Genomic DNA, 26,169 nt, shown 5'->3' on the forward strand with positions numbered 1-26,169 from the left:
GCCGGCGAGCCCCCGCAGCGCGCGGCGACCCGAACGGGTGGCCGCGTGACCGGAGACGAGCCGGGCCCGGTCAGGTGACGTGGACGAGGTGGAGGGCTCTCGTCTCCCGGACAGCCCCGCGTCAGCAGGCGGGGGAGGGGCGATGCTTACAAGTGCTTTGAGATACTAAGAGGTGTCTACCAGTTCGTAAGCCGCTAATCGAAATAGAGCGTTCGACCGGATGACGTCGTATGCGCTCTTCGATGTGCGGAGGGGCAGGTCAAAGGTTCTCTTCCAAAAGGGAGAAATATTCGCCGTCCCGAAGGCGCTGGCCCTTGGCGAGCAGGCGGGCCATTTCGGACTTCATGGCGGACGACGGTCCGCCCCATTCTTCCGAGATGCGCTTCTCACCATAGAAAATCGTCGCGGTTTCACGATAGGTGAGTCCCGCGTCGTGGGCATCCAAGGCGACAAGAGCGTTGCGATAGCCGAGGCCCTTGCGTGACCAGACAGGAGGCGACATGTCGTCGTCGCCGTAGACCTTCTGGGCACGGTTCAGCGCATTCACGTGATCCTGCATTGTGCTGAATCCCGAGATGGAGAATTCCATTTTTACAGGCTCGAGGGACAAGAGCGACTTGCCACTGCACCTGACCTGGATCGAGCACTTCTTACCTTTGACAAGGATGTGTTCGTGCTCGAAGGCATCCACGAGATGGATGATCTTGCAGAGGCGCGTGCTCTTTTCGAAGATTTCGTCGATCTCGCCGCGCTCTCTTTCACGCACGTGAACGGCGACCTTGCGGGGATAGGTCTTGTCGGACCAGAAGACATGCGTGGTAAGGGCCGACTGATCTGGGTTCGGAAAATAGAGAAGTCCCCAGTCTTCGGCTTGGCGGTCCTGCTCGCAAAGCCGGAGAAGCTGTATGTCACAACATGCCGTTCTTGTTTCAAAGTCAGGTTGCGCAGCATAGGCGGCGGCTTTCAGCGCGGAATTGCGCCGGGCGAATTCCCAGGCCCAGTTCCCGCGTGAGAGATTGGCGGTGTAGTCATACCTGGCGAGGGTATCGTTCAGGTCTTCTATCGTGTGAACAAGCATGGATCTGCCTCCCGCGTCAGGGGAATGCAGAAGGCGTGCCAATTTCAATTTATCATGGAAACTTCAAGGTTGCTCGCTTAGGTCAAAAGGCGATGAAAAAGTGCGCTCACCGAGCCAAAAGCACTGTACGCACATAAGCAGATTGAGCGTGTTCTGACTGCGCCGTTCGTCCAGACAGATTGAATCTCGCAGCCGTCACAATTACAACAGGCTGCATCGAGAGATTGATACCAGATAGATGATTGTAGTCTCGCATCGTGACCGCGATGCAAGACAACAGTCAATAAAGATTGGTCGCTCACGTCGCAAGTTTTTGAGTGGATTGTTGTTCTTTCAATATATCCAGGGCTACGTCGACGATCATATCTTCCTGGCCACCAACCATACGCCTACGTCCTAGTTCAACCAGGATTTCACGTGTATCGATCCCATAATCTTTCGCTGCCTTCTCTGAATGCCGGAGGAAGGACGAGTACACCCCGGCATAGCCCAGCGAGAGCGTTTCGCGATCAACGCGGACGGGGCGGTCCTGGAGTGGGCGGACAAGTTCCTCAGCGGCATCCATGAGCGCGAAAAGATCGCATCCATGCTTCCACCCCTTTCGCTCGGCGGCTGCGATGAACACCTCAAGCGGTGCGTTTCCGGCCCCGGCACCCATGCCGGCCAGCGAAGCATCCACGCGTCTTGCGCCATGTTGAACGCCGACAATGGAATTGGCGACGCCAAGCGACAGATTGTGGTGGGCGTGGATACCCCGTTCAGTTTCCGGCTTCAGGACTTTTTCGTAGGCTTGAAGCCGTGCGATGTATCCATCCATGTCGAGCGCGCCGCCACTATCGGTGACATAGATACATTCGGCACCATAGCTTTCCATCATGGCGGCTTGTTCAGCCAATTTCTCAGGCTCAACCATGTGGGACATCATAAGAAAGCCAACCGTGTCCATACCCAGATCTCTGGCAACACCGATATGCTGTTTCGATACGTCGGCTTCCGTGCAGTGTGTGGCGATCCTGACAGACCTGACGCCAAGCTTGTAGGCATGCTTCAGCTCCTCGATCGTTCCGATCCCGGGAAGGAGGAGCGTGGTCAGTTTCGCCGTTTTCACTGAATCTGCGACGGCTTCAATCCACTCCCAGTCTGTGTGGGCACCAAAACCATAATTGAAGCTTGAGCCATTCAGGCCGTCTCCATGTGCAATCTCGATTGCGTCGACCCCGGCCTGGTCAAGGGCGGCGGCAATCTTGCTGACGTGCTCGATACCGTATTGGTGTCGGATCGCATGCATCCCGTCGCGCAGAGTGACGTCCTGAATGTAAAGATTGTCGGATTTTGGATCGAACGCCATCAGGCAGTCTCCTTGGCTAGCCGCTGCGCGGCGATCTTCTCAGCGGTCGCAATGCCAGCTGACGTCATTATGTCGAGATTTCCCGCGTATGCAGGCAAGTAGTGGGCCGCACCCTCGACTTCCAGGAAGACGCTGGTCTTGATGCCTTCAAACGTGCCCAGGCCCGGAATCTTGACCGGGTTGTTCGAGCCGAACCGTTCGAACTGAACCTTTTGCTTCATCCGATAGCCGGGCACATAGGCATTGACCTTTGCAACCATTGCTTCGATTGAGGCCTCAATTGTCGGCTCATCTGCGCCACTAGAGAGGGTGAATACCGTATCGCGCATGATCATCGGAGGCTCCGCCGGGTTCAGGACGATTATGGCTTTGCCTTTCCGGGCTCCTCCAACCTCTTCTATACCCTTTGAGGTGGTCTCGGTGAATTCATCAATGTTGGCCCGCGTTCCCGGCCCGGCTGACTTGGAGGCGATGGAAGCGACGATCTCCGCATAGTGGACTGTCGCGACGGATGCTACTGCTGCCACGATTGGGATCGTCGCCTGCCCGCCGCAAGTGACCATGTTGACATTTGACGCATCCAGATGCGCGTCACCATTGACGACGGGTATGACATACGGCCCGATCGCCGCAGGCGTGAGGTCGATCATCACCTTTCCGGCGGACGTGACGACTTCATTGTGCCGCTTGTGTGCGCCAGCAGATGTCGCATCAAAGACAATTCCGATTTCGGGCCACACGTCGAGCTTAACGAGACCCTCAATTCCTTCATGCGTGGTCGCGATACCCATGCGCTTTGCCCGGGCAAGGCCGTCCGAGTCGGGATCGATCCCGACCATCGCGCCCATTTCGAGACCCTTTGACTTGCGTATGACCTTGATCATGAGGTCAGTTCCGATATTTCCGGATCCGATGATCGCAACCTTGGTCTTCTTGAGAGTTGTCATTTCCAATGTCTCCTATTTCGCCGCAATTGCGAGGCGAACCGACCCAATACCTTCGATATCTGCTTCAAACAGATCACCAGGCTCCATTGAGGCCATCGGGCCAAGAGCACCTGTCAGAACGACGTCGCCGGCCTTGAGAGGTGCTCCGAGCTCTGCGCATTTTCGTGCGAGCCAGAGTGCGGCGTTTAGCGGATTTCCAAGGCACGCGATGCCGGCGCCATATGAAACCGGGCGTCCATTGCATTTCATCACCATGCCAGCATTGACGAGATCAAGCCCATGCAGTGCACGAACAGGACCGCCCAGGACATATAGGCCTGATGAGGCGTTATCCGCGATCGTATCCGAAATGCGGATATCCCAGTCCTTGATACGACTGCCCACAATTTCGATGGCAGGCACGACGTGGTCTATGGCTCGGATCAGTTCGCTTGGCGTTGTATCCTGCGCGTTGATGTCCCTGCCGAGTATAACGGCTATTTCAGCCTCGGCCTTGGGTTGTTGAGTTGCTGACAACGGAATTTCATCACCGTCGCAATATTCCATATCCGCATAGAGGACGCCAAAATCGGGCTGGTCTACGCCAAGTTGATTTTGGACTGCCGCTGACGTCAGGCCAATTTTCCGGCCAACAATCCGTCGCCCTGCGGATACCCACCGGGCTGTGTTGATCGCCTGGACCTCGTATCCGGCTTGCGGATCAAGACCAATGAGATCACGCACTGGCGCGCAGTAGGTTTGTCCAGCGTGTGCGTTGAACAGTGCATCCGCAGCCTTTTGAATTTCATCTCTGGAGATCATGGTCTGGTTCGCGTCCGTAAGTAACTTGGAATGTAGATCGCTAACTACGCGATATACTTGACACTGCAATCCGAGGCAGGCCAATTGCTATCACAATGTGATAAATGGAGATCCGTGTGACACGATCCATGTCTTCCTTCGACAAGGCGATGGCCTTGTTCGGAGCACTTGTTGCGCAGGACGGTGTATTCGAATCAGACGCAATGAGTGTCCAGCTCGGGGTGCCGGAATCGACTCTGTACAGGCATCTGAATGCCCTCCATTCGGCCGGGCTCATCTGCCGATCCAGACGTGGACGATATTTGCCCAACCCAGTTTTTCTGAAGAAGTTGGAGGGGTACACACCACATGCAGTGCTGTCGGAACTAGTACGGCCCTTTTTGGACCAACTAAGTGTCGCGTTGGAAACCACGACCCACTTTGGCCTTCTGGAGAACGACATGGTTACCTACCTCGCGAAATCGGTATTTGAAGGAGAGGAGGTGTTCACGCGCGAGAACGGGCAGCTGGAGGCGTACTGTTCTGCTATCGGCAAGGTGTTGCTCTCGCACATGACGGTCGACGAGCAACGGGCGTATATATCCAGCGGGCCCTTTCCAAAGCTAACGGATAAAACGATCACGGATCCAGCCGCAATCGAACGAGAACTACATCGCACGCGCAACAAGGGATTCGGCGTCGACGATGGCGAGGTTCACAACGCACTTTATTGCATCGCTGTGCCAGTCTTCAGTTCGCGGGGAATAGTCGTGGGCGCAATTTCTAGTTCATCTAGCCAGAGGTGGGCGAGTCCTAAAGAACAGCGTGATCGCCTGATTCAGCTCAACGGGGTAGCGCAGTCAATCTCTTCCACTTTAGGGGCCGGCGCATGATCATGTGGAGATGAGAGCTCAAAAAAATGGGAGCCGCTTAGGCTCCCAGAGTTTGGCGGAGACCTAGCTCCGCCGGAGGAAACAGACTGGTTGTCGTATCTGTTGTACGTTCCCTGACCTTGAATGGCAGTGAAGTTCAACCTGACACGACACATTTGAGTTGTGCCGCGATCCGGTTGCGCGTCAACCTGGCCGGATGCGAATGAGCGGCATCGCTCTCACATTGTGAAACTTTATGGAATCTGAGCACTCGGGTGGAACAGGATTGGAATTCTGTACGCCTACCCATGATATTTATGTGCCGAGAATATTCCCGAAAGCGGCCAATGCGCGAATAATCGGACATGTGGGAACATGGACTGCGTTCTGAGCGTTCCCGAACAACCGATAGAAATAAGCGAGTATACGGAACAAAAATCTCGGAGTCGGGAAATGGCTTTTCGACATCCGGGGCGGCGAGCACTGCTCCAATCCGGGAGTCAGGTGCACTAAGTTGCGCTGGCGTCTGTTCCGTATGGCGAAATTAACAGCGGCATCGATAGCACAGTTGCCTTTGGCCACATGCAGATTTCGATCCTTGCTACGGAATTTGAGCTCGCGCTGTTCGTAAATAAATATTGACACAATCAAAAAAATCATTTTTTCTCAAAAAAAGAACAAAATCTTGCACCTCAAGCAAGGTTGTTAGGGAGGTACTTAAATATGCCAAAACTAAGCGGCAGTTCCGTTTTGATTACGGGCGGAGCCACGGGAATTGGTCGGGCGGTGGTCCATCATTTTGTCGAGGAAGGTGCCAGACTGTGTGTTCTGTGCGTCAATGACGAACAGGCGAGTTCGTTGCGGGGTGAGTTCGGGGCTGAGGTTGAAACAGTAATTGGGGATGTGCGCAGTCTGGCAGACAATCAGCGCGCTGCGGCCCTTGCCGTGGAGAGATTCGGTGGACTGAACACCTTTATCGGCAATGCAGGGATATGGGATTTTATAACGCCTCTGGAAGCGCAGGATGAAGAAAAGCTCGAAAGAGTCTGCGATGATATTTTTGGTGTGAATGTAAAGGGGTACGCGCTCGGAGCGTACGCGTGTCTTCCTGCGCTTCGCCAGTCTAAAGGGTCCATAATTTTCACGGCCTCTAGCTCAAGCTTTTTTACGGGCGGAGGTGGTCCGCTATATGTGGCATCGAAACACGCTGTGATTGGACTCATCAAGCAGCTTGCGAAGGAAGTCGCGCCAGACGTTAGGGTTAATGGCGTAGCTCCAGGAGGTACGATTACCAATCTTTCCGGGTCGCCCTCATCCGAGCACGCAAAGTCCCAGATGGCTGAGATTCCAGAGATCGACAAACTTCTCGAGGGCATGACACCGCTCGGATTTGCCGCAAAGCCTGAAGACCATGTAGCGCTATATGCGTTGCTTGCCTGTCCGGTGTCGGCTCGATACGTCACAGGCACAACCATCTTGTCCGATGGCGGTATTGGCGTGGGCTGACCCAGCCTGAACGCGTTCACCAACTAAGTCGAAATTGTGCCAGCAGTGCTGGCGGTCTTTTGGATCAAATCTATGAACCTGCCGGTCTTCAAATTCGCTCATGCTGCCGCTGCTGCTGGGGTGCTTTACTTCTCCCAACCTGGGGCGCTGGCAGAGCAGGCCGTTTTATCGCCCCCCGACATAAGCCCTCGGTCAAATATAGAGATGCCAACTGACGGACGTGTACGGTTTGTTCCTGATAATTTATTTGCCGTCGATTTTGTCTCTGATTCTGTGGGCTGGGCGGGGGGATACTACGGGACACTACTGAAGACCGAGGATGGAGGAGGGCACTGGAAGCGCGAGCCCTTGCCGTTTACGGACTTAATTAGGCGAATCGACTTTGTGGACGAGGCCGTCGGCATTGCTGTCACGAGTAGAGGCAAGATCCTGAGGTCTGAAGACGGGGGAGCGCATTGGGAAGTTGTGCATGTTGAGCCGGGCATTAACTTGCGAGATGTCTACTGTCTCGACGCCCAGACAGCTTGGGTCGTCGGACATGAGGCTACAGTGCTTCACACGTCCGATGGCGGTAAAACGTGGCAAACTCAGGCGTTATCCGGATATCAGGGGCGTGATCTACCGAGATTGAATGGCATTACACGTCTCGAGGACGGGCGGTTGGTTTTGGTTGGGGAGTTCGGCCTGATAGCGTCGTCAATCGATGATGGATTGAGCTGGGAGGTGCTGGACGCGCCCGATGCCTCGGTCACATTCACAGCGGTAGATGCATGGCGTTCGGAGGCGCTAATATCTGGGCTTGGCGGCAAGCTTACAATGGTTCGATTTGGTTCGGACAGTGACGTTGAAGAGGGCTCGGAACGCTTAGAGGACCGTGTCCCGACGATCACAGCTTTGTCCTCGGGGACAGATGCGCATTTGTTCGATCTAACATTAGACCAAGATGGTGACGGAGTGATCGTAGGCCAGGGCGGGGTGGTCCGTGTAAAAGCTGGATTGCCTGTATCGGAATTGCTGCCCCTGGAGAGTAAGCCAGGATTCCTTTGGTACGGAGGAATCTCAAAAACATCTGAACACGGATGGTATATTGTCGTTGGGGCGAACGGTGCCGTACTAAAAACCGAATTCGATGTCTCAGATCCGGAGCCGTTAGTGCGGTGGTAACAGGAGAAGTTCGCTTGTTGCAAATTCAATCAAAGGCTCAAATTCAGTGGTAAGTTATATTTCGAATTTCGTCATAAGATTTCCCAGAATCATTCTGGCAATCGCTTTTCTGGTCACATCGGGGGCGGCTTATTTCGGCGTGACAGGTGTCTCGTTGAAGGTCGTTCTCGAAGATATGCTGCCTGCAAACCATTCGAATGTCGAACTCTATAAGGAGTTCCGGAGTCAGTTTGGTGGAGTCAATAATGTCCTTGTCGAAGTCGAAAATAAAGCAGGCGACATCTACAATTCGGACTTTCTTGAAACGTATCGGGAAGTATCAGACGAGTTCTATTTTCACGATAACAATATCCGCCCTCTGTTTGAGGCGGCCAATCTCCGGAAGACGAGATCGGTGGCCGGCGGGGAGGGGCAAATTCTGGTTAGTCCTCTTATGTGGCCGGAAGTGCCCCGCTCTGAGTCTGATATGGAGCATTTCAAACAAATCGTCAGGGGGCAGTTTCTCGGCTCATTGGTTTCACTGGATGAGCATTCAATGCTTATTTCTGCCGAGCTTTCAGAGGAGGTGGATTCTCGGGAGTTCGTCGCCTTTATTGACAATCTAAAATCAGAATTCTCGACGAAAGATGTAAAAATATCAGTCGTTGGCAGACCCGTACTTCTGGGTACGGTTAAGAAATATCTGCCTCAGATGCTGTTGGTTTTTGCGGCGTCTGTGCTGGCTATCGCTGCCGTCCTACTTTTCTATTTCAGATCCTGGGTTGGCGTTGCTGTTCCAATGCTCGTGGCCTTCGCTGTCACGATTTGGGGCTTTGGCGTCATTGGCTTGGTCGGTTACAATCTTGATCCCCTGTTGCTCCTGCTGCCGTTTTTCGTCTTCGCCACTGTCTTATCCCATTCAGTTCAATTCGTTTCGCGCGTTTTCGATGAAATCGAAAATAGTGCCACCATGCGTGATGCAGTAAAAGAAGGCCTTGAGCGCCTTCTGTTCCCGAGCACTGCGGCTGTGATTACCGATGCAGCTGGATTTACGGTTCTGGCTCTGGTGACTATCCCAAGCATACAGTCGCTTGCCTTCATTTGCACGTTTTGGCTTCTAACGCTGACCCCGGGAATTATTGTTGCTGCGGCGTTCATGGCGGTCCTTCGGAAGCCGACAAAATTCCGCACCACCTTACCGGGTCAAGCCGCACTAGCCAAAATATTTGGGCTGAAAACGTCCAGATATGTATTCCTCCCGGCTTTTGTCGCTGCGTTGATTGCGGGCATTTTCATTTCGCAGGGGCTAAAAATAGGTGACGCAGAAGGGAGCCCGATCCTGTGGAAAGATTCCCAATACAACAAAGATGTCAAAAAAATCAACTCAAGCTTTGACCGTGTCGGTACGGATGTAATGCAGGCCTATTTCTCCGGTGATGGAGAGATCATGCTAGATCCGCGTGTGTATCATCAGATCGAAGCATTTGATCGCTATATTTACGAACGAGTTCTTCCGGCAACTCGCGCACAGAGCCTTGTTCCGATTGTAAAAAATATCAACATGGTTTTGTGGGAAGGGGGCCCTTCATACCAAACAATTCCTGATACAGAAGAAGAAATAGGATTTAACATTTACATGTTCCGGTCTGGCGGTGAGCCAGGAGACTTTGCCGCCTATACGAACCCGGAATGGAGCATCGGTAAGCTCTCAATTTATACGGGGGAGCATAGTGCTGACACCGTGAATGCGTTGATGGCGGCGGGCCAAGAATTTCTAAACACCTATCAGTTTTCAGATGGGGAGCCGCGTGTGAGGTTCGCCGGCGGACAGATCGGCATAATTAAGGCGAGCAACGACGAGATCGAGCATAAAGAAAATGTGCTCCTTATTGCCATTATCATCGTTATCGCAGTTAACCTGCTCTGGCTATATCGATCACCCGCAGTTGCAGTCGTGATCATACTTGTACTGACGACATCTCACTTTATCACCATGAGTGTAATGACGCTTATGGACGTGGGGATGAACTTGAATACGCTCCCGCTTGCTGCGTTGGGTTTGGGCCGTGGTGTTGATTACAGCATCTACATGGCAGACCGGATACGCGACGAAATGAGGCACGGCCATGAATTCGCGAAGGCGACGGGCCGGGCGTTCAACACGTCTGGTATTGCCGTGATAGTTACGGCACTGACGATGATACTGCCGCTATTGCCGTGGTACTTCCTGTCTCCGATCAGGTTCCAAGCCGAGATGGGCGTTCTGTTGGCGATCATCTTGATGTTCAACATGGTGGGGGCGCTCACTGTTGTGCCTGCAGCAATCGGCTTGCTGAAGCCGCGGGGATTTCCGTTTAGCACACAGAAGAAAATAGTCAGGGCGATGGTTGGTTAGATTGAGGGCGATAGAGCCTGGCTGCGCATCGGAAAAAATAGAAAGTGAGGGAGAGAAAGATGAACACCAAGAATAAAAAAACTAAAACTAAGTCGCAAAAGCTATGCCTGCTCGGGGCTACAGCATTTTCCACAGTCCTTATGATGCCGCTAGCAGCGAATGCCGAGTCATTGGCTGAAGCGCTGAACCTGCCCGACAATGTCTGGGTGGGCGGACGTCTGACGCAAGGGACGGGCGTCTATTTTGACCGGTATGGTGGTGGAACTGGAGTGGGGCCCTCCCAGTTTGTAGCGCAGCTTCAGGCTGAGTGGACTCCCAATAGCAATGTGACGGTTGTTTCCGATTTTTGGCTGCGCGGCGATTGGTACTATGATCTTGATGACGGAGATTCAATCGGACCTGGCACGCAAGACTTTACTAAGGGCCCTCCGTTTCTAGATCGCTTTGATTTTTTACTCTCGCAGGATGGGGCGCTCACGCTTCCTGAACCGTTTGGTAATAGCGGTGAAGAAAATCGCATACTCGATGATTTCGAGCAGGATGTGATTAGAGAGCTGTCGATAGCGTTTGCTGATTCAGAGGGACGCGCGTCTCTAAAAGTCGGAAAGTTTCAGCGAGGGTGGGGGCAAGCAGATGGTCTGCGCCTTCTTGATATTCTGAACCCACAGGATCTCCGCCAAAGGAGTATATTTACAGACACCGAGGATTTGCGGATACCTCAGTGGAGTGCTGCCCTATCTTTGGATATTGACCAGCTTGGGTTGGCTGCTCCTTTTGAGGGGCTAGGACTCAAGGATCCATCACTGGAAGTGATCTACACTCCGGTGGTACGCCATTCCGAATTCATCGTGAATAATCCCACGCCGAATTCCAGCACGTCCGGAGGGCCCTTCGGACTGCCCTTTCCGAGATTGGTGGAAGGGCAGTCCGGTTTTGGAATGCCTTTGTTGGGAGCAAAGCTGTCGGACAAGGAAACAGACGACTGGGAAGATTCCGAGGTCGGCATGCGGCTAAAATTCGATGTCCTTGGCGGGCAGGGGACAGTTAATGGTTTTTACGGTTTTCAGGATCTGCCGATCGTCGTCAACACCGGTGCAACAGTTCATATTGGCACATTTATCGGAGATCCAAATGCAGCGGGCGTTGTCAATGTGCCCATTGATCTCCCAACCACCATAGGTGCGATGAATGCGCCGGGTCAGTACGTTGATTTCATCCAGTCTCTAGCAGCTGGGACTGCGGCGCCAGGGGACTTTCCTTTAATTCCGTTCGGCTGCCTTGATATTCTGGATCCGGCGGCGGGAGGGGTGCCGTGTTCTATTACTGCAGATTTTGACCTCGATTACACACTCCGGCAAAAGACCGTCGGTTTTTCATTCACACGCGATATGACGGAGTTCCGATTCGGTAGAAAGGATGTCTCTCCGGTACTGCGTTTGGAGGCGGCATACGAGTTTGACAAACCCTTCAACAAGGGGGTGATTCAGAACCCCTTTGTGCCCGGGCGGATGACCGTCGGCACACCAGCTCTCATCACTACCCGTGACGACACAATCGCGAGACGAGATCAGCTGTCTGTCCTGGTCGGATTTGATTATAATTTCTGGGTGCCGGGGTGGGAATCGCAGCGCAGTTCGATTTTTATGACAACTCAGTTTTTCGAGATCCATACCGAAGATGCTGATGGGCTCCTGTTTCAGGCGCCTTACGCGCTTACAAATGTTGAAGAGAACCAGGAATTCATAACTCAGACGTACACGAAGGGTTTCTTAAACGACAAAGTGACTCTGGATGGCTTGGCGATCTGGGACATGGATAAAGGTGGCGTTGCGATAAGGCAGAGAATAGATTTCTCCGTAGGAGGAGGAAATTGGAAGCCCAGAATTGAAGTGGGCTACTTTAGCGGGAAGGATGAGCAGGGCCTTTTGGGGCTCTATAACAAATCGGACTACGTTGAGTTTTCTCTGACCTACCAATTCTAGAGAAACATAACGATAACGCAAAGATGTCTGGTTCTTGATGATGGAGAAGAAAATGAAACGGTTAAGCTTGAAAAGCTTTCTGATCGGAGCGACGGCGCTTATGGCAGTTGCGACTGCAGCAACGCCCGTAGCGAATGCACAAGAAGATTATATCGAGCGCTGGAAGGCGTTTGCCAAGGAGACGGGCTTGCCCGAACACAAAGCCTGGGCTGATATGCTTGACAATGATGAGACCCGAAAACTTGAGAAAGAGTGGAAGGATTTCAGAGGTTACACGGCCTCGAGCCTCATAGAGGACGCCGATATTCCGGGCGAGCTAAAACCAGGGTTAATCATCACGAAAGACAACCTGGCGTCAATGCCTTGGTTGTCAGACTATCTTCCAAAGTTCTGGATTGATCGGCTCAATAGTGAGTGGATGGGTGTCAAGGGTATCCGCATTGTTCCCACGAACCATTATTATATGCAGAAAGCTCTGCTCGATGCGACCAAGAAGCTGGGCAAAGATCCCTTCACGATTAATGAAAAGGGTGAGCTGGTAGACAGGGACGGAAAAAATGGCGTTCTCACAAAGAGCGGATTGCCTTTCCTGACACCAAAAAATGGTGATGAACTAAACTGGTTGTTCAATGCGCACGGCGTGGGAACAGAAGATCTCTGGTTCAACCCGGTACTGATGACCGGCTGTAGCTCCAGCAATAAGGTCGAACGCTCTTACACAGGCAATATTTGGTGGCGCAAGATGGCGGGTAGAGTTGGTAAAACTCCGCTCGGTAATGTTCCGGGATATGAAGGTGTCACCGAAGCGGGTTCTTTGCTACTAACTTCGCCTAGGGATGTGCGAGGATTAGCCGGTGTCCGACTTCGGTACGCGGATGCTGACAAAGATGACAACTTCAGGATTTTCATCCCTACGCTCCGTCGTACTCGCACTCTTACTGGTACCAATGGCCAAGATCCAATTGCTCCGTCTCTGGAGCTCACTTGGGACGAATGGCGTAGTCAGTGGACCAAAACTGATAAACGCAAATTCAAGTACACCATGGTTAAAGAGGGCTTCGTATTAGCCGCACCGGAGGTTGGTGCAGCATACGATCCTTATCGTCCGGATGAGGCGCATTGCGCTTTGACGGGAATTGTTGACATGGAGCTGAGGCCGGTATGGGTTTATGATATCGATGATCTCACCAACAGCTACCAGTACTCCAAAAAACGCATTTGGGTAGATAAGGAACTCTACTATACCCAGTGGATGGAAATGTACGATCGTCGGGGTAACCTATGGCGGACTTGGGACGATTCACGCTGGTGGCAGCCCACAACGGGACGCGCAATGTGGCGTTCACTGATTATTCCAAACTTGATTTCACAACGGCACACGATACTCAGCATGTCGTCGGATTGGGAGAAAGTTGATCAGATGGACAATTCTTTGTTCGACGTCGATAAATTGAGAGACAAACGCTAGTCACTCTCGGGTTGGCATTCATCAAGATTGCCAACCCGCACGTGCTGCCGAGCTACGATTCACACCGAAGAAAATTGGAACTATTCCGTCTTGGTCACAGGCCGGAAACTGGTTGTGCGGTTGTAAAGAACATAGTGGCGGCAAGGCGGACCCGGCAGTATTGGAAGACATTCTTATGGGAAGTTATAGAACGACATACCAGAAATGGGAATCGGCACCTGATAAGTTTTGGGAGGCAGCGTCTCATGCCGTGGAGTGGTATAGACCTTACGACGTACTCAGAGAATCGAAAGATCATGCGACCCGTTGGTTTGTCGGCGCCGAATGCAACATATGCTGGAATGCTTTGGACCGTCATGTGCGCGATGGCCGTGGAGATGATCTGGCGTTGATTTACGATAGCGCAATGACGGGAGCGGTGCGGAAGTATACTTATTCTGAACTACTCGATGAGGTTGGTATACTTGCGACCGTGCTAAAAGAGCGTGGGGTGAATGCCGGCGATCGGGTCTTGATTTACATGCCAATGGTTCCCGAGGCTGTGATTGCGATGCTTGCGACGGCGCGCATCGGAGCAGTCCATGTGGTCGTATTCGGGGGGTTCGCAGCTAGAGAGCTTGCCACTCGAATCGAGGACGCGACGCCAAGAATTGTGTTGTCAGCGTCCTGCGGGCTCGAGCCTGGTCGTATCGTTGAGTACAAGCCTCTCCTTGATGAGGCGATCAGGCTCAGCCCGCACAAACCTGAGTGTTCAATCATTTTCCAGCGTTCTAGCAGGACGTGCGAGCTTGAGCATGAGCGGGACTTCGACTGGGCCGCCCTGGTTGAAACCGCAAGAACGGCTGGCGAGAGAGCCGAATGTGTGAGCGTGGCGTCTACCGACCCGCTATACATTCTGCATACATCGGGGACGACTGGAAAGCCGAAGGGTATCGTCAGGGATCACGGGGGGTATGCGGTCGCTCTCAAATGGTCGATGGAATATGTATACAATGTCAAACCGGGAGAGGTGTTCTGGGCCGCATCGGATGTAGGATGGGTCGTCGGTCATTCGTATATTGTGTATGGTCCGCTTCTTAACGCCAGTGCGACGATACTGTTTGAAGGAAAGCCGGTCGGAACACCAGACGCTGCAACCTTTTGGAGGGTGATTGAGCGGCACCGGGTTAATACGCTCTTTACGGCACCCACGGCGTTAAGGGCGATTAAGAAAGTCGACCCAGCAGGCTCATTATTTTCCGGTTACGATCATTCCGGTTTCAGACAGCTGTTCCTTGCGGGTGAACGAGCAGATCCTGACACGATCCAGTGGGCAGAGCGTCTCCTTGATGTGCCAGTCGTAGATCACTGGTGGCAGACTGAAACAGGGTGGCCGATCGCAGCCAATCCGTTGGGAATAGAACAGCTGCCAACAGAATATGGTTCTAGCACAGTTCCTATGCCTGGATTTGATGTTCGCATTGTGGATGAGAGCGGTTCTGAAATGCCGCAAGGTGGGCACGGAGCTATTGTCATAAAGCTGCCGCTTCCACCGGGGTGTTTGCTGTCACTGTGGGAAGACGATGAGGCATTTCTAAAATCATACTTTGAGGAATACCCCGGATACTACAAGACCGGGGATGCCGGATATATAGACGATAAGGGCTACATCTTCGTCATGAGCCGCGTTGACGACATTATTAACGTTGCGGGTCATCGCCTGTCCACTGGTGCAATCGAGGAAGTGGTGGCGGCGCATCCAGATGTCGCGGAGTGCGCCGTTATTGGAGTTGCAGATTCTTTGAAGGGAGAATTACCAATTGGGCTCATCGTTTTGAACGATGGGGTCACGCGTGCAGAGGAAGAAATTACGAGAGAAATCGTAAACTTGGTGAGAACCGAAATTGGTCCGGTAACTGCCTTCAAGCGCGTCATCGTTGTCGATCAACTTCCAAAAACAAGGTCGGGAAAGATTCTACGGAGAACGATCAAGAGCATTGCGGAGTCGCAAGACTATGTAGTTCCGGCGACGATCGATGACCCGCAGGTATTGAATGATATCACTTCAGCCATTGCTCGGTAGGCGCGTATCCGGCCTCACCACAATGGCAAATGTCTTGGCGGCCCACGGATGAGTAATTTTTGAATCTGGAATTGACGCCAGAAAGGGAAAACATGAAAGCTTATATCTACGAGAATACAGGGCCAGCTGCGGACGTATTGACGCTGCGGGAGATGGTGATGCCGGCGCCTGGGGCCGGCGAAGTTCGGGTGCGGTTAAAATGGTCGGGTGTGAACCCTTCTGATGTCAAAACCCGCAGTGGGCACATCCCCTCCACAATCCCATTTCCACGCATTCCTCATAGTGACGGAGCCGGACTGGTTGATATGATTGGTGATGGCGTTGACGATTTTCAGCCGGGCGATGCGGTTTGGGTCTGGAATGCCGCATGGAACAGAAGCAATGGAACTGCCGCTGAGTTCGTTGTGCTGCCTTCTGAGCAGGTCGAGCATATGCCGGACGGGCTGGCGCTTGAGAACGGTGCATGTCTCGGCATTCCTGCAATGACCGCCTGTCATGCCGTCGCAACTGACGGAGGAGTTCGAGGGCAGATTGTCCTCGTCGCGGGTGGCGCAGGTGCGGTTGGCCATTACGCGATTCAGGCGGCAAAATTTTGTGGTGCCAGAATTGTCATTGCGACAGTCAGCAGTGAGGAGAAGGCGGCCCTAGCGAGGCGCGCAGGAGCAGATTTTGTATTCAACTACAAAACAGACACGCTGGTCGAAGAAATCAACAAGGTTACGGACCATCGGGGCGTCGACCGGATAATCGAAGTAGACCTGGCTGCCAACATTCAAACAGACGTGGCGATTATGAAAGAGGGGGGGCTGGCCGTCATCTATGGCAGCAGTCAAAAAGAAATCGCTTTACCTTTCTCGCCGTCAATCGGACGCAATATCTGTTATCGCTTTTTCATCGTGTACAAATTATCCAGGTCAGATAGGCAAAGAGCCCTGTTGGTGCTCCAAGACATGCTTAAGGACAAGAACGTCCTGCATAATATTGCAAAAAAGGTGAGCTTTGCAAATCTCGTGGAAGCCCATGAACTGGTTGAGAGCGGAGCGTTGCCGGGCAATGTCGTTTTGAGAATTGAATAGTTCGGCGGAGAGCTATGCTGTCAAGTTATTTGGAGCAGCAGGATACCTCCCGAGGGGCTTTCCGGACTTGCTTTTTGGAGCCGGCCTTCACGGACGCACAGAGACAATTTTGATTTCTGATTTCGGAAAAAATCATGCAACAAAGAAGCTCACAATTCTTGACTGTCGGCTCTGCCCGAATTCACGCCGTGTGCGAAGGCGAAGGCCCACTAGTCATACTCGTTCACGGCTTTCCGGAGTCCTGGTATTCGTGGCGCCACCAGCTTTCAGCTTTAGCCGAGGCCGGTTACCAGGCCGTTGCCATTGATCTAAGAGGCTATGGGCGATCATCCAAATTCTTGGACTCCGAATATTATCTGATCAAGTCTGTTGTCGAGGACATCGTGGGTGTGGTCAGGGCGTTAGGTGCCTCAAGTGCCGTTGTCGTTGGGCATGACTGGGGGGCAATGATTGCCTGGACAGCGGCCTGGTTGCATCCTGAAATCTTCCGTGGCGTTGTGGGGCTTGCAATTCCTTTCTCTGGGCGCGGGCTAATTGCTCTGCCTGGCTCTCCTTTCGGTGAACGCTCTCCAGAAGATATTCATAAAGAATTGGCTGGACCAGACCAACAATTCTATCAGGACTATTTTGGTTCGCTGGCACCGGCCATACGGGAATTCGAAGAAGATTCGGGTGGTTGGATACGTGACGTTCTGTGGGCCTTTTCAGGCGAGAGTATGAAGGCTGCGGGTTTTTCTGGCCTTTTGGACTTACCGCAAGTGGACATCATACGTGCGAGCGCCCTTAGTATACCGTTTGGTGCTCGAATGCGGGACAAAATGCATGCGCCCGCCGATCTTCCGGTCTGGTTGAGAACGGATGATTTGGAGTTCTATACGCAGGAGTTCGAGCGGTCAGGAATGATAGGGCCTTTTTCCTATTATCGAAGTATTCAAAACAGTTGGGAGCAGCTTGAGTCACATGACGGCACTCAGCTTCGCCCACCTGCGATGTTTATTGGAGGAGAGTGCGATGTCACGACAGGATGGGGACTAGAGGCAATTGATCGTGTAGGCGAGTTCGTTCCGAATTATGTCGGGTCACACATTCTGTCCGGATGCGGTCATTGGATCCAACAAGAACGGCCTGAGGAAGTAAATGAATTGGTTTTGGGATTCATGAGAGAGCTTGTTTGAGGCGCGCTACGCGGAAGTGCGCACGCTAACGTGCGTCTGTATTATCTCCCGAGTGAACATTTTATCAGGCGCTTGGGCAAAGGATAATGAACACGAATTTTCGGGCGTGCGTGGGACTCTATGGCCCAGACGGAATGCTGAGAAATTGGGGAATGCATCCTGAATTTTGTTGACATAAGAAAAAAAATAATTTTATTTGATAAAAAAGAATAATCCAAGGTGAGGAAGAGGCTATCAATCATGTCCACGGGTGAAATGTTCCAGCGTCGGACGGAAACTGAGTCCGAATCAGACGGGCCTCGGAGCCTGATTGAGTCGACTTACGAGCAGTTGAGTCTCGATATTGTACACGGCAAGTATGGGCCGGGTGACAAGCTGCGACTTCAGCCACTAAGTGAAAATTATGGAGTGAGTGTTGGCACTGTGAGGGAGTCGTTATCTCTCCTCGTGTCGGATGGGCTCGTCCTTACTCAATCCCAAAAAGGTTTTCGAGTGGCGCCGATGTCGCTTGTTGATTTCGAGGATTTGACCAAGGCGCGGGTCCTGCTGGAAGCATCAGCGTTGCGGGATAGTATCGTATCCGGGAAAGATGACTGGGAAGGTCGGGTTGTCCAAGCATATCACCAACTGTCCCTTGCGGAGAAAAGGCTCGAAGCTAATCCAATCGCAGGATTCGAGATATGGGAGCAGCGCAATCAGGAATTTCATGATGCGCTCGTATCGGCTTCTTCCTCTCGCTGGGTGCAGAAGTTCCGAGTTATTCTCTACAAGCAAGCGGAACGCTACCGGCGGTTGTCTACAGCCAGTCGAGTAAGCCCTGGCGTGTTGGCTCATTCTGAACACGAGAAGATTTTCGAGTTGGCCATTGCGCGTGACGCCGATGCGGCGGTTGAGGCGCTATCTTTTCATATTTGGTCAGCCGTAGAATTCTTGAAGGGGCGTGGTCTGATTTTGGAAAGTCCGGACAAGGAAGGCTAATTCTGCCGGCAGGCCTCATATTAAAAATGGAGGCATGGGCGGCTCATGATATCAAGGAAGGTTACAAATATGACGACGGCTAAAACAAAGACGCGCCTGAACATCGGGCACGAACCAAAGGCGTTCGAGAAGAAAAATGTTTGGAATGTCGAGGAGATAACGGCTCTGCTTGACGAAGAGAATGGCACGCTTGATCCAAGAATTTATTCAGATCAGGATCTGTATGAGTTGGAACAGGAACGCGTTTTCGGACGATCATGGATTATGCTCGGGCACGAGACACATGTTCCCAAAGCCGGTGACTTTTTGACGGCCTATATGGGCGAGGATCCCGTCATTCTTGTGCGTCAAAAAGATAGAAGCTTGAAGGTTTTTCTAAACCAGTGCCCGCATAGGGGGATGAGAATCTGTCGAACCGATGGCGGCAACGCAAAATCGTTTACATGCAGCTATCATGGTTGGGCGTACGACATCGGCGGAAACTTGGTGAACGTACCATATGAGTCTGAGGCATTCTGTGAGGACTTCAACAAGGCCGAGTGGGGGCCGGGCCAGGCAAGGGTTGAGACCTACAAGGGCTTGATCTTCGCGAACTGGGATAAAAACGCGCCAAATCTGCGCGAGTATCTTGGCGACGCGACATTCTACATGGACCACATGCTCGATCGAACCGAGGCGGGTACTGAAGTTATCAGCGGCATGCAGAAATGGGTTATCCCATGCAACTGGAAGTTTGCCGCTGAGCAGTTTTGTAGTGACATGTATCATGCCGGAACCGTATCCCATCTGTCCGGTATCGAGGCGGGCCTGCCCGAAGGTATGGAGCTTTCGGATGCGAAGATTCCGACGGTGGGATACCAGTTCAGGGCGAAGTGGGGCGGGCATGGAACGGGTTTCTATGTCGGAGAGCCAGGTATGCTAGTGGCTATCATGGGGCCCAAGATTGCTAAATATTGGACGGAAGGTGAAGCGGCCGCCAGGGCGGAGAGGCGCTTGGGAAGCGCAGAGCGTGCGCGTCAATTGATGGTCCAGCACATGACTGTTTTCCCAACCTGCTCATTCCTTCCCGGTATCAACACCGTTCGAACCTGGCAGCCGAGAGGCCCGAACGAGACAGAGATATGGGCATTTACAGTTGTAGATGCTGATGCTCCTGACGAGATCAAGGAAGAGTACCGCCGTCAGACATTAAGAACGTTTTCTGCCGGAGGCGTATTCGAGCAAGACGATGGTGAAAACTGGGTCGAAATCCAGGCTGTGTTGCGAGGGCATCAGGCTAGGAAGCGCCGGCTCAACATTCAAATGGGAAAAGGTCGTTCTGCTGCCGATAATCCGCATTACCCGGGCAGTATTGGGTATGTGTACAATGAAGAAGCCGCTCGCGGACTCTATCATCAGTGGATCCGTATGATGACTGAACCTGATTGGGACACACTCGGGCCAAAGTAGGGAGGTCTGTGAGCGGATCACCCGTTTCGTAGGCAGAGCGAAGTGCGCTCAACCGATAGTTCTATTAACCCTCGCGAATAACGGGCGCATAAATCGCGCAAATTGGAGATAATTATGCTGAAAGAAAAAGTGGGACCAGAGTCATCAGCGTCGCAGATAAGCACTGCCGCTCTGCTGCTGCAGCATGAAGTTGAGCAATTCTATTATAAGGAGTCTCTTCTGCTTGATCGGCACGAGTTCAACGATTGGTTTGACCTTCTGGACAAGGACATCAGGTACTTTATGCCGTTGAGAACGAATCGCACGAGGCGCGATCAAAAGCTCGAATACTCTAAGGACGGTGAGTACGCGCATTTTGATGATGATCTAGTGATGATGCGTGGGCGGCAGCGGAAATTAATGTCGGATGTCGGATGGTCTGAAAGCCCGGCTTCGCGAACGCGCCACATCATAGCGAACGTCATCATTAACGATGCAAGTGATGATCAGGAAGTTCATGTGACGTCGTCATTTATTCTTTACCGAAATCGTCTGGAACGGCAGGTCGATATTTTTGCAGGAGAGCGAATGGATGTACTGCGCCGCAGTGACAACAAGCTCGGCTTCATGATCGCTAAGAGAACCATACACATCGATCAAAGTACGATTCTCTCTAATAATCTCAGCATCTTTTTCTAGGTATCGTGATGGCTTTTAAGAAAGTTTGCAGCCTAGACGAAGTTCCTGAAGGTGACGCGTTGCGGGTGGAGTTGTTCGACGAACCTATCGCGCTATTCAACTTAGACGGAGAGATCCTCGCGACTCAGGACCGCTGCACACATGGCGACTGGTCGTTAGCGGATGGCTTTCTCGAAAATGGCGTCATTGAGTGTACGCTTCACTGGGGAAAATTCTGTGTGCGGACGGGAAAAGTGAAGGCTCCACCCGCTTGCGCGGCCTTAACTGTTTATCCCGTGAAGGTGGAGGGCAACGACGTCTACGTGGATTTCGAATCTGGTAAGGTCAACGATTGATGCAGAGTTTCGCGATCATAGGTGCGGGTCTGGCGGGGGCGACAGCGTGTCGGTCGCTCAGAGACCAGGGGTTTGAGGGAAAGATTTTCCTCTTTGGCGACGAGCCGTATGAGCCATATGATCGACCCTCTTTGTCCAAGTCTGCTTTAGCGACCAAATCTGCCCCCCCTTTGTTAATGGGTTGTAATTGGAGCGAAGAATTCAGGGTCGAGAAATGTCTGGGAGTTCGCGTTGAAACAATAGACTTGCCCTCGATGCGTATTGAGGTGAGCTCTGGCTCGGACCTCAAGTTTGACAAGCTCCTTTTTGCCACTGGGTCTCGGGCGCGGTCTCTGCGTCTAGATGCGCATAGCGAGACGCCGGGACTTTACTCACTGCGGACACTTGACGATTGCGTGGCTCTACAGGGAGCAATCTCCCCTGGGGCACAAGTCATCATCATCGGGGGAGGCCTCATTGGATGTGAGCTTGCCACTACAATTCAGAAGATGGGTGCAAAGGCGATTATCCTTGAGACTGCCAATGAGCTCTTGTTGCGTGTTCTGGGCAAGACAATAGGCTCGTGGTGTCGAGAGGAATTGGAGGCCATAGGGGTTGAAGTCCACACGGGCGTCTCAATTACTCATGTAGATCTAGACCCCTCGTTCCGGGAAGTACGATGCGGCGACGGAAGAAGATTTTCTGGTGATCTGGCAATCGTCAGCGTTGGTGCGGAGCCGGTCACCGCTTTAGCAGAGCATGCTGGATTGGCGTGCGCGAGGGGCATCATTGTAAATTCAGTTGGTATGGCTTCAAGCGACACGGTGTACGCAGCGGGCGATGTCGCAAGTTGGCCTCTCAGGAGCGGAGGGCGCCGCAGTCTGGAGACTTATCTGAATTCTCAAAACCAGGCGGCTGTGGCTGCGGGAGCAATGCTCGGAAAGGGTGAGCCAGCACCGCAAGTTCCGATTTCTTGGACGGAGATAGCGGGGCATCGGATACAGATGATGGGCGAAGTCACTGGTCCTGGCGATGTCGTCACTCGGGTTGATCCCGGAGGGACCGGAATGACGGTGTGTCGATTGAATGGTGGGGAGCTTCAATCTGTTGTTTCAATAAACCAGCCGGCAGATTTTTCTTTCGCATCAAAAATCATTGAACGGAGGATGCAGGTAGATGCGAAATCAATTCGTGATCCACTCATTCGTATGAAAGACGTTTTCAAATTGGCGGCAAAGACGGTCGCGTGAAGTACAATAAGTACGGATACACACTAAAATCAAAAAGACAGGGAGAAGACAATGAGCGTTAAGAAGTTGGGATATCTGGGTTTTTCTGCATCAAACATTGATGCGTGGCGGGATTACGCAACCGGAACGTTAGGGCTAATGGATGCTGGGACGAGAAATGACACTCTCTTTCTGAGAATGGATTCTCGAAATTGGCGGGTTGCAGTCCATCCAGGTGCGGCAGATGATCTTTTGTATGCGGGGTTCGAAGCTTCGAATCGAGCCGAGATGCTTGAGATCGCTGAAAGACTAAAGGAAATGGGTATCTCCGTCGAGCAGGCCGATTCCAAGCTGTTGGCGCAACGGGGAGTGATTGATTTGGTATCCTGCCTTGATCCGTCAGGGATCAAGATTGAGGTGTATTATGGTGCCAGCGAACTCTACGAAGAGCCGTTTATTTCGCCTACGGGTGTATCTGGATTTCTAACTCAGGATCAGGGACTTGGGCACTATGTCCTGAGTGTTGAAGATATTGAACGTTCTTTGGATTTCTACATCCGTGGACTGGGAATGGAGCTATCCGACATCATCGACTGGCAGGTCAATCCGGACGTGAAGCTTCAGGTGAACTTTCTCCATTGCAACAGGCGCCATCATAGCCTGGCATTAATCCAAGCGCCCGCCTCCAAGAAGTTACACCACTTTATGCTGGAAGTAAGCTCGTTCGATGATGTCGGGCGCGCATATGATCGCGTGTCAGAGAAGAATGAGATCGTGATGACGCTCGGTCGGCACACAAATGACCACATGTATTCGTTCTACGGCGTCACGCCTTCCGGCTTTGCTGTCGAGTATGGATGGGGCGCTCGACCCATCGAGTCAGATTGGTCTGTCGTCCGATATGACAGCATCAGCATGTGGGGACATAAGTTTATGGGCACAGGAGCTTGAGCGGCGCGTCCGCAAAACTGATCCAAATCCGTCCGACCCCCGACGCTGCATTTAGGAGATTCTAGCATGGCCATTCAGATCGTATCTGAAGATACCAACCCAGAGATCGCACGTAACATTGAAGTTCACGGTGTAAAGACGAACTATCATGATCTCGGCGCTGGGAAACCGCTCTTTCTGATTCACGGATCAGGGCCGGGGGTTTCAGCTTGGGCAAACTGGCGATTGGCAATGCCAAATTTTAGTGAGGTGGCCAGAGTAATTGCTCCTGATATGCTCGGGTTCGGATATTCGGAACGTCCGGGAAAAGACTACTATAATATGGAAAGTTGGCTCGACCAGGTTGTTGGGTTGATGGACGCTCTTGATATTGAACGGACCGATCTCGTAGGCAATTCCTTCGGGGGTGCGATTTCTCTTGCGATGGCCATTCGACACCCGGATAGAGTTCGGCGCATTGTTCTGATGGGAAGCGCGGGTTTGGCGTTGGGGCTGAGTGAGGGACTTGACCAGGTTTGGGGGTATTCTCCATCCATTGAAAATATGCGCCGTTTGCTGGATATCTTTGCATATGATCGAAGTTTGGTAACGGATGAGCTTGCTGAACTACGGTACAAAGCAAGCATTCGTCCGGGTTTTCAGGAGTCATTCTCAGCGATGTTTCCTGCGCCTCGGGGGAGATGGCTGGAGCACTTGGCAAGTGATGAACGCGATATCCAGAAAATTCCTCATGAGGTTCTGGTTATTCATGGGCGTGAAGACGTGGTTGTGCCGCTGGAAAATGGCCTGCGGCTGTCGCAGTTAATCAAGAGGTCTCAGTTGCATGTCTTTGGAGAGTGCGGGCATTGGGCGCAAATTGAACATGCTGCGAGATTTGAAAAACTCGTCATGAATTTCATTCAGGAGGCGGAAGAAAAATAGGTGCGGTGCGTCGTTAGTGCGAAACGAAAATATCTAAAATTCGTATGCTGCAATTGACTTAATAATTAAGTTCGAACAAGGACTAAAAAGGAGTGGTAAAATGTTGAAAAAGTTTGCTTTGATTGCCTCTGGTTTTGCGGCCCTGTATTGTGCGAGCGCGCAAGCGGAGGGCCGAGATGATTTGCAGCGCGTCTGCGTAACGGTTTCTGTTGCTGACGGTTTGAGCGAGGAGGAGAGTCAGGATTTTTGTGAGTGCTTAGCAACAGGCGCTGAAGAACAAGGACAAGAGTCCATTGACGAGCTTGTTGAATCGGCAGGAATACCGGATCGGCAAGCGCGCATCAATGGGCTGTCCGAAACGTCTCAGAAAATCGTGGCGGTATGTGCTCCCTAAACAGGTTCCAGTATAAGAGTCTTCGCCTTGGCTAGCTCTGCTTCTGAACAAGCTGTCCGAAGCATGAGTTATTACGCATTCGATTGGTCTTGCCGCTGTGAGGCCGGCTCTCTTCGGGGAAATGTAGACTATTGTTCTTGTGCAGAAAACTTCAATCGGGTCCGGGCGAGTGACTGTTGTCGCGGCATTGGCGAGAAATGCGGTAGGCGATGACAAAGCTGACGTGCCTGTGGGGAGGCTCTCATCTGCCGCCGTCGATATTCTTTTGGGCCTTTATACTGCGCAAACAAGGATGCTTGAGAATGGTTTCCGCAATGACGTAGCAGTCTTGGCTGTATGCACTTTGCTTGCCAATCTGATCGACGGGTTCGTTGCCGCCGAACTTGGTAAGCCGTCCTTGTCTCTCGTTCAGAAAGGCTGGCATCTTCGGAGGCGCGAATTGTTGCTCGCGCGTCCGAACGTCGAATCCCGCAAGGTCGGCGCGGCTGCTAATCGATTGACAAATGATTTTCGCAAAAGCCTCGAAGCATCCGCAGGCGCGAATGGATTAGCCAGAGAGCTAGCAGCTATCTGCCTGGCAGTCATTAGCGAATATCATGAGCGGGGCGAACCGGGCTCGTGCTTCGCTGAAGCCGAGGGAGCGCTCAGCCAACTCATCCGCGCATTCAGTGAAGGTGTTGCTTGACAGAATCAGTATGCGGATAAAGAAGGGGCTGGAGCAACCTCTATTGTTTGAATTCAATCGATAGAAAAGAGACGTTGATAAAGCTCAACCATTGACGGGATCTGACGAAAGTGATCCGGCAAGTGCTTTAGCTATCTTACAATGGTGACGCGCTTACCGATCAAATCTTGGGCTCTTGTACGTATCTAAACAAATCAAAATGGATTTCTCGTGGCCCAGTACCTCGGTAGATGGCGTGCACATGAATTCCTTTAATGGATCGCTCCGGGATGAACGCCAACGGGTTCGTTTCCTTGACCGTAGCAATACAGCTACTTGAGACGTCGAGAATGGACTACAGTGAGAGGAGACCTCATACGGCTCACAATGGGCAATCTCCTGCCGAGTTTGCCCGCAACGTCGGCCTGTGCCATGCTGGCAAGGCCAAAATCGCTGCTGGATTTTAACACCAAGGCCGGACTACCAGAGCCAAGCACTTCATCGCTGCTGTATTTTAGCACCACGACTGGGCCACCAGAGCCAGGCATTTCAGAAACCGCCAACTCTAACTTTACGGGTGGACCAGTCCGATTGGGCAAGCGAGGAAGACATGACGACAAGCGCCTAGTTCCGATGCCAGAGTGATGACATTTGCGGTTTACACGTGGTGCCAACGAGCCTTGTTTTTAATACGGAAAACCTGATGCGGTTTACAGAGAACTCCATGTAAAATAAGAAAAAGTGCGTCGTTTACACCGA

The 26,169-nt window shown here is 52.3% G+C and carries 22 protein-coding genes; 18 read left to right on the forward strand and 4 right to left on the reverse strand.

Translation table 11 applies throughout. The annotated features are described in order from the left end of the window. Positions 1-259 precede the first annotated feature (259 nt). From VR74_RS18780 to VR74_RS18795, 4 genes are all read right to left on the reverse strand, one after another. Positions 260-1,078, reverse strand: a complete 819-nt coding sequence (locus VR74_RS18780) for a DUF2285 domain-containing protein (protein ID WP_034742714.1) — start codon at positions 1,076-1,078, stop codon at positions 260-262. A 298-nt stretch (positions 1,079-1,376) separates the two neighbouring features. Further along, positions 1,377-2,426, reverse strand: coding sequence for a 4-hydroxy-2-oxovalerate aldolase (dmpG, locus tag VR74_RS18785; RefSeq protein WP_045699438.1), 1,050 nt, complete (start codon positions 2,424-2,426; stop codon positions 1,377-1,379). Continuing rightward, entirely contained in the window at positions 2,426-3,373 is a 948-nt protein-coding gene (locus VR74_RS18790; RefSeq protein WP_045699440.1) for an acetaldehyde dehydrogenase (acetylating), read from the reverse strand. Before VR74_RS18790 ends, dmpG begins: the two co-directional genes overlap by 1 nt. 12 nt (positions 3,374-3,385) lie before the next feature. Next, positions 3,386-4,174 carry a fumarylacetoacetate hydrolase family protein gene (locus tag VR74_RS18795; protein ID WP_034738348.1) on the reverse strand — a complete coding sequence of 263 codons (789 nt, stop codon included), beginning with the start codon at positions 4,172-4,174 and terminating at the stop codon, positions 3,386-3,388. Between the two features lie 128 nt (positions 4,175-4,302). On the opposite strand from VR74_RS18795, the gene VR74_RS21340 reads away from it, so the two are divergent. The 18 genes from VR74_RS21340 (at position 4,303) to VR74_RS18890 (ending at position 25,431) form a co-directional block, all read left to right on the forward strand. Then, positions 4,303-5,046: an IclR family transcriptional regulator gene (locus VR74_RS21340; RefSeq protein ID WP_051615006.1), complete on the forward strand. Its 744-nt coding sequence runs from the start codon at positions 4,303-4,305 to the stop codon at positions 5,044-5,046. Positions 5,047-5,748: 702 nt separating this feature from the next. Continuing rightward, entirely contained in the window at positions 5,749-6,531 is a 783-nt protein-coding gene (hcaB, locus tag VR74_RS18810; protein WP_034738352.1) for a 3-(cis-5,6-dihydroxycyclohexa-1,3-dien-1-yl)propanoate dehydrogenase, read from the forward strand. Between the two features lie 72 nt (positions 6,532-6,603). After that, positions 6,604-7,695, forward strand: a complete 1,092-nt coding sequence (locus tag VR74_RS18815) for a YCF48-related protein (RefSeq protein WP_045699442.1) — start codon at positions 6,604-6,606, stop codon at positions 7,693-7,695. A gap of 46 nt (positions 7,696-7,741) precedes the next feature. Then, positions 7,742-10,069, forward strand: coding sequence for an efflux RND transporter permease subunit (locus VR74_RS18820; protein ID WP_299951328.1), 2,328 nt, complete (start codon positions 7,742-7,744; stop codon positions 10,067-10,069). Positions 10,070-10,128: 59 nt separating this feature from the next. After that, positions 10,129-12,051: a hypothetical protein gene (locus tag VR74_RS18825; protein ID WP_034738354.1), complete on the forward strand. Its 1,923-nt coding sequence runs from the start codon at positions 10,129-10,131 to the stop codon at positions 12,049-12,051. A gap of 52 nt (positions 12,052-12,103) precedes the next feature. After that, on the forward strand, positions 12,104-13,519 hold the full coding sequence (locus VR74_RS18830; protein ID WP_051615012.1) for an outer membrane lipoprotein-sorting protein: 1,416 nt from the start codon (positions 12,104-12,106) through the stop codon (positions 13,517-13,519). 175 nt (positions 13,520-13,694) lie between these two features. Then, positions 13,695-15,581, forward strand: a complete 1,887-nt coding sequence (locus VR74_RS18835; RefSeq protein WP_034738355.1) for an AMP-binding protein — start codon at positions 13,695-13,697, stop codon at positions 15,579-15,581. Positions 15,582-15,673: 92 nt separating this feature from the next. Beyond that, positions 15,674-16,657 (forward strand): NADPH:quinone reductase, encoded by a 984-nt coding sequence (locus VR74_RS18840; RefSeq protein WP_034738356.1) that lies wholly within the window; start codon positions 15,674-15,676, stop codon positions 16,655-16,657. A gap of 134 nt (positions 16,658-16,791) precedes the next feature. Next, entirely contained in the window at positions 16,792-17,832 is a 1,041-nt protein-coding gene (locus tag VR74_RS18845) for an alpha/beta hydrolase (RefSeq protein ID WP_045699445.1), read from the forward strand. Positions 17,833-18,072: 240 nt separating this feature from the next. Continuing rightward, positions 18,073-18,810 carry a GntR family transcriptional regulator gene (locus VR74_RS18850; RefSeq protein ID WP_206741425.1) on the forward strand — a complete coding sequence of 246 codons (738 nt, stop codon included), beginning with the start codon at positions 18,073-18,075 and terminating at the stop codon, positions 18,808-18,810. Positions 18,811-18,879: 69 nt separating this feature from the next. Next, entirely contained in the window at positions 18,880-20,259 is a 1,380-nt protein-coding gene (locus VR74_RS18855) for an aromatic ring-hydroxylating dioxygenase subunit alpha (RefSeq protein WP_084146479.1), read from the forward strand. A 114-nt stretch (positions 20,260-20,373) separates the two neighbouring features. Continuing rightward, positions 20,374-20,937 (forward strand): aromatic-ring-hydroxylating dioxygenase subunit beta, encoded by a 564-nt coding sequence (locus VR74_RS18860; RefSeq protein WP_045699447.1) that lies wholly within the window; start codon positions 20,374-20,376, stop codon positions 20,935-20,937. A gap of 8 nt (positions 20,938-20,945) precedes the next feature. Then, positions 20,946-21,272 carry a bifunctional 3-phenylpropionate/cinnamic acid dioxygenase ferredoxin subunit gene (locus VR74_RS18865; RefSeq protein WP_034738357.1) on the forward strand — a complete coding sequence of 109 codons (327 nt, stop codon included), beginning with the start codon at positions 20,946-20,948 and terminating at the stop codon, positions 21,270-21,272. Then, positions 21,272-22,501 (forward strand): FAD-dependent oxidoreductase, encoded by a 1,230-nt coding sequence (locus VR74_RS21625; RefSeq protein ID WP_051615014.1) that lies wholly within the window; start codon positions 21,272-21,274, stop codon positions 22,499-22,501. Before VR74_RS18865 ends, VR74_RS21625 begins: the two co-directional genes overlap by 1 nt. Positions 22,502-22,552: 51 nt before the next feature. Then, a complete protein-coding gene (gene bphC, locus VR74_RS18875; RefSeq protein ID WP_034738359.1) occupies positions 22,553-23,431 on the forward strand; it encodes a biphenyl-2,3-diol 1,2-dioxygenase in 879 nt (292 codons plus the stop codon). Positions 23,432-23,497: 66 nt separating this feature from the next. Further along, positions 23,498-24,352 (forward strand): alpha/beta hydrolase, encoded by an 855-nt coding sequence (locus VR74_RS18880; RefSeq protein ID WP_034738360.1) that lies wholly within the window; start codon positions 23,498-23,500, stop codon positions 24,350-24,352. A 100-nt stretch (positions 24,353-24,452) separates the two neighbouring features. Continuing rightward, positions 24,453-24,746, forward strand: coding sequence for a hypothetical protein (locus tag VR74_RS18885; RefSeq protein WP_034738361.1), 294 nt, complete (start codon positions 24,453-24,455; stop codon positions 24,744-24,746). 169 nt (positions 24,747-24,915) lie between these two features. Continuing rightward, positions 24,916-25,431 (forward strand): hypothetical protein, encoded by a 516-nt coding sequence (locus tag VR74_RS18890; RefSeq protein WP_045699449.1) that lies wholly within the window; start codon positions 24,916-24,918, stop codon positions 25,429-25,431. Positions 25,432-26,169: the final 738 nt, after the last annotated feature.

The sequence above is a fragment of the Hyphomonas sp. BRH_c22 genome (assembly GCF_000961795.1).
Lineage (GTDB): Bacteria > Pseudomonadota > Alphaproteobacteria > Caulobacterales > Hyphomonadaceae > Hyphomonas.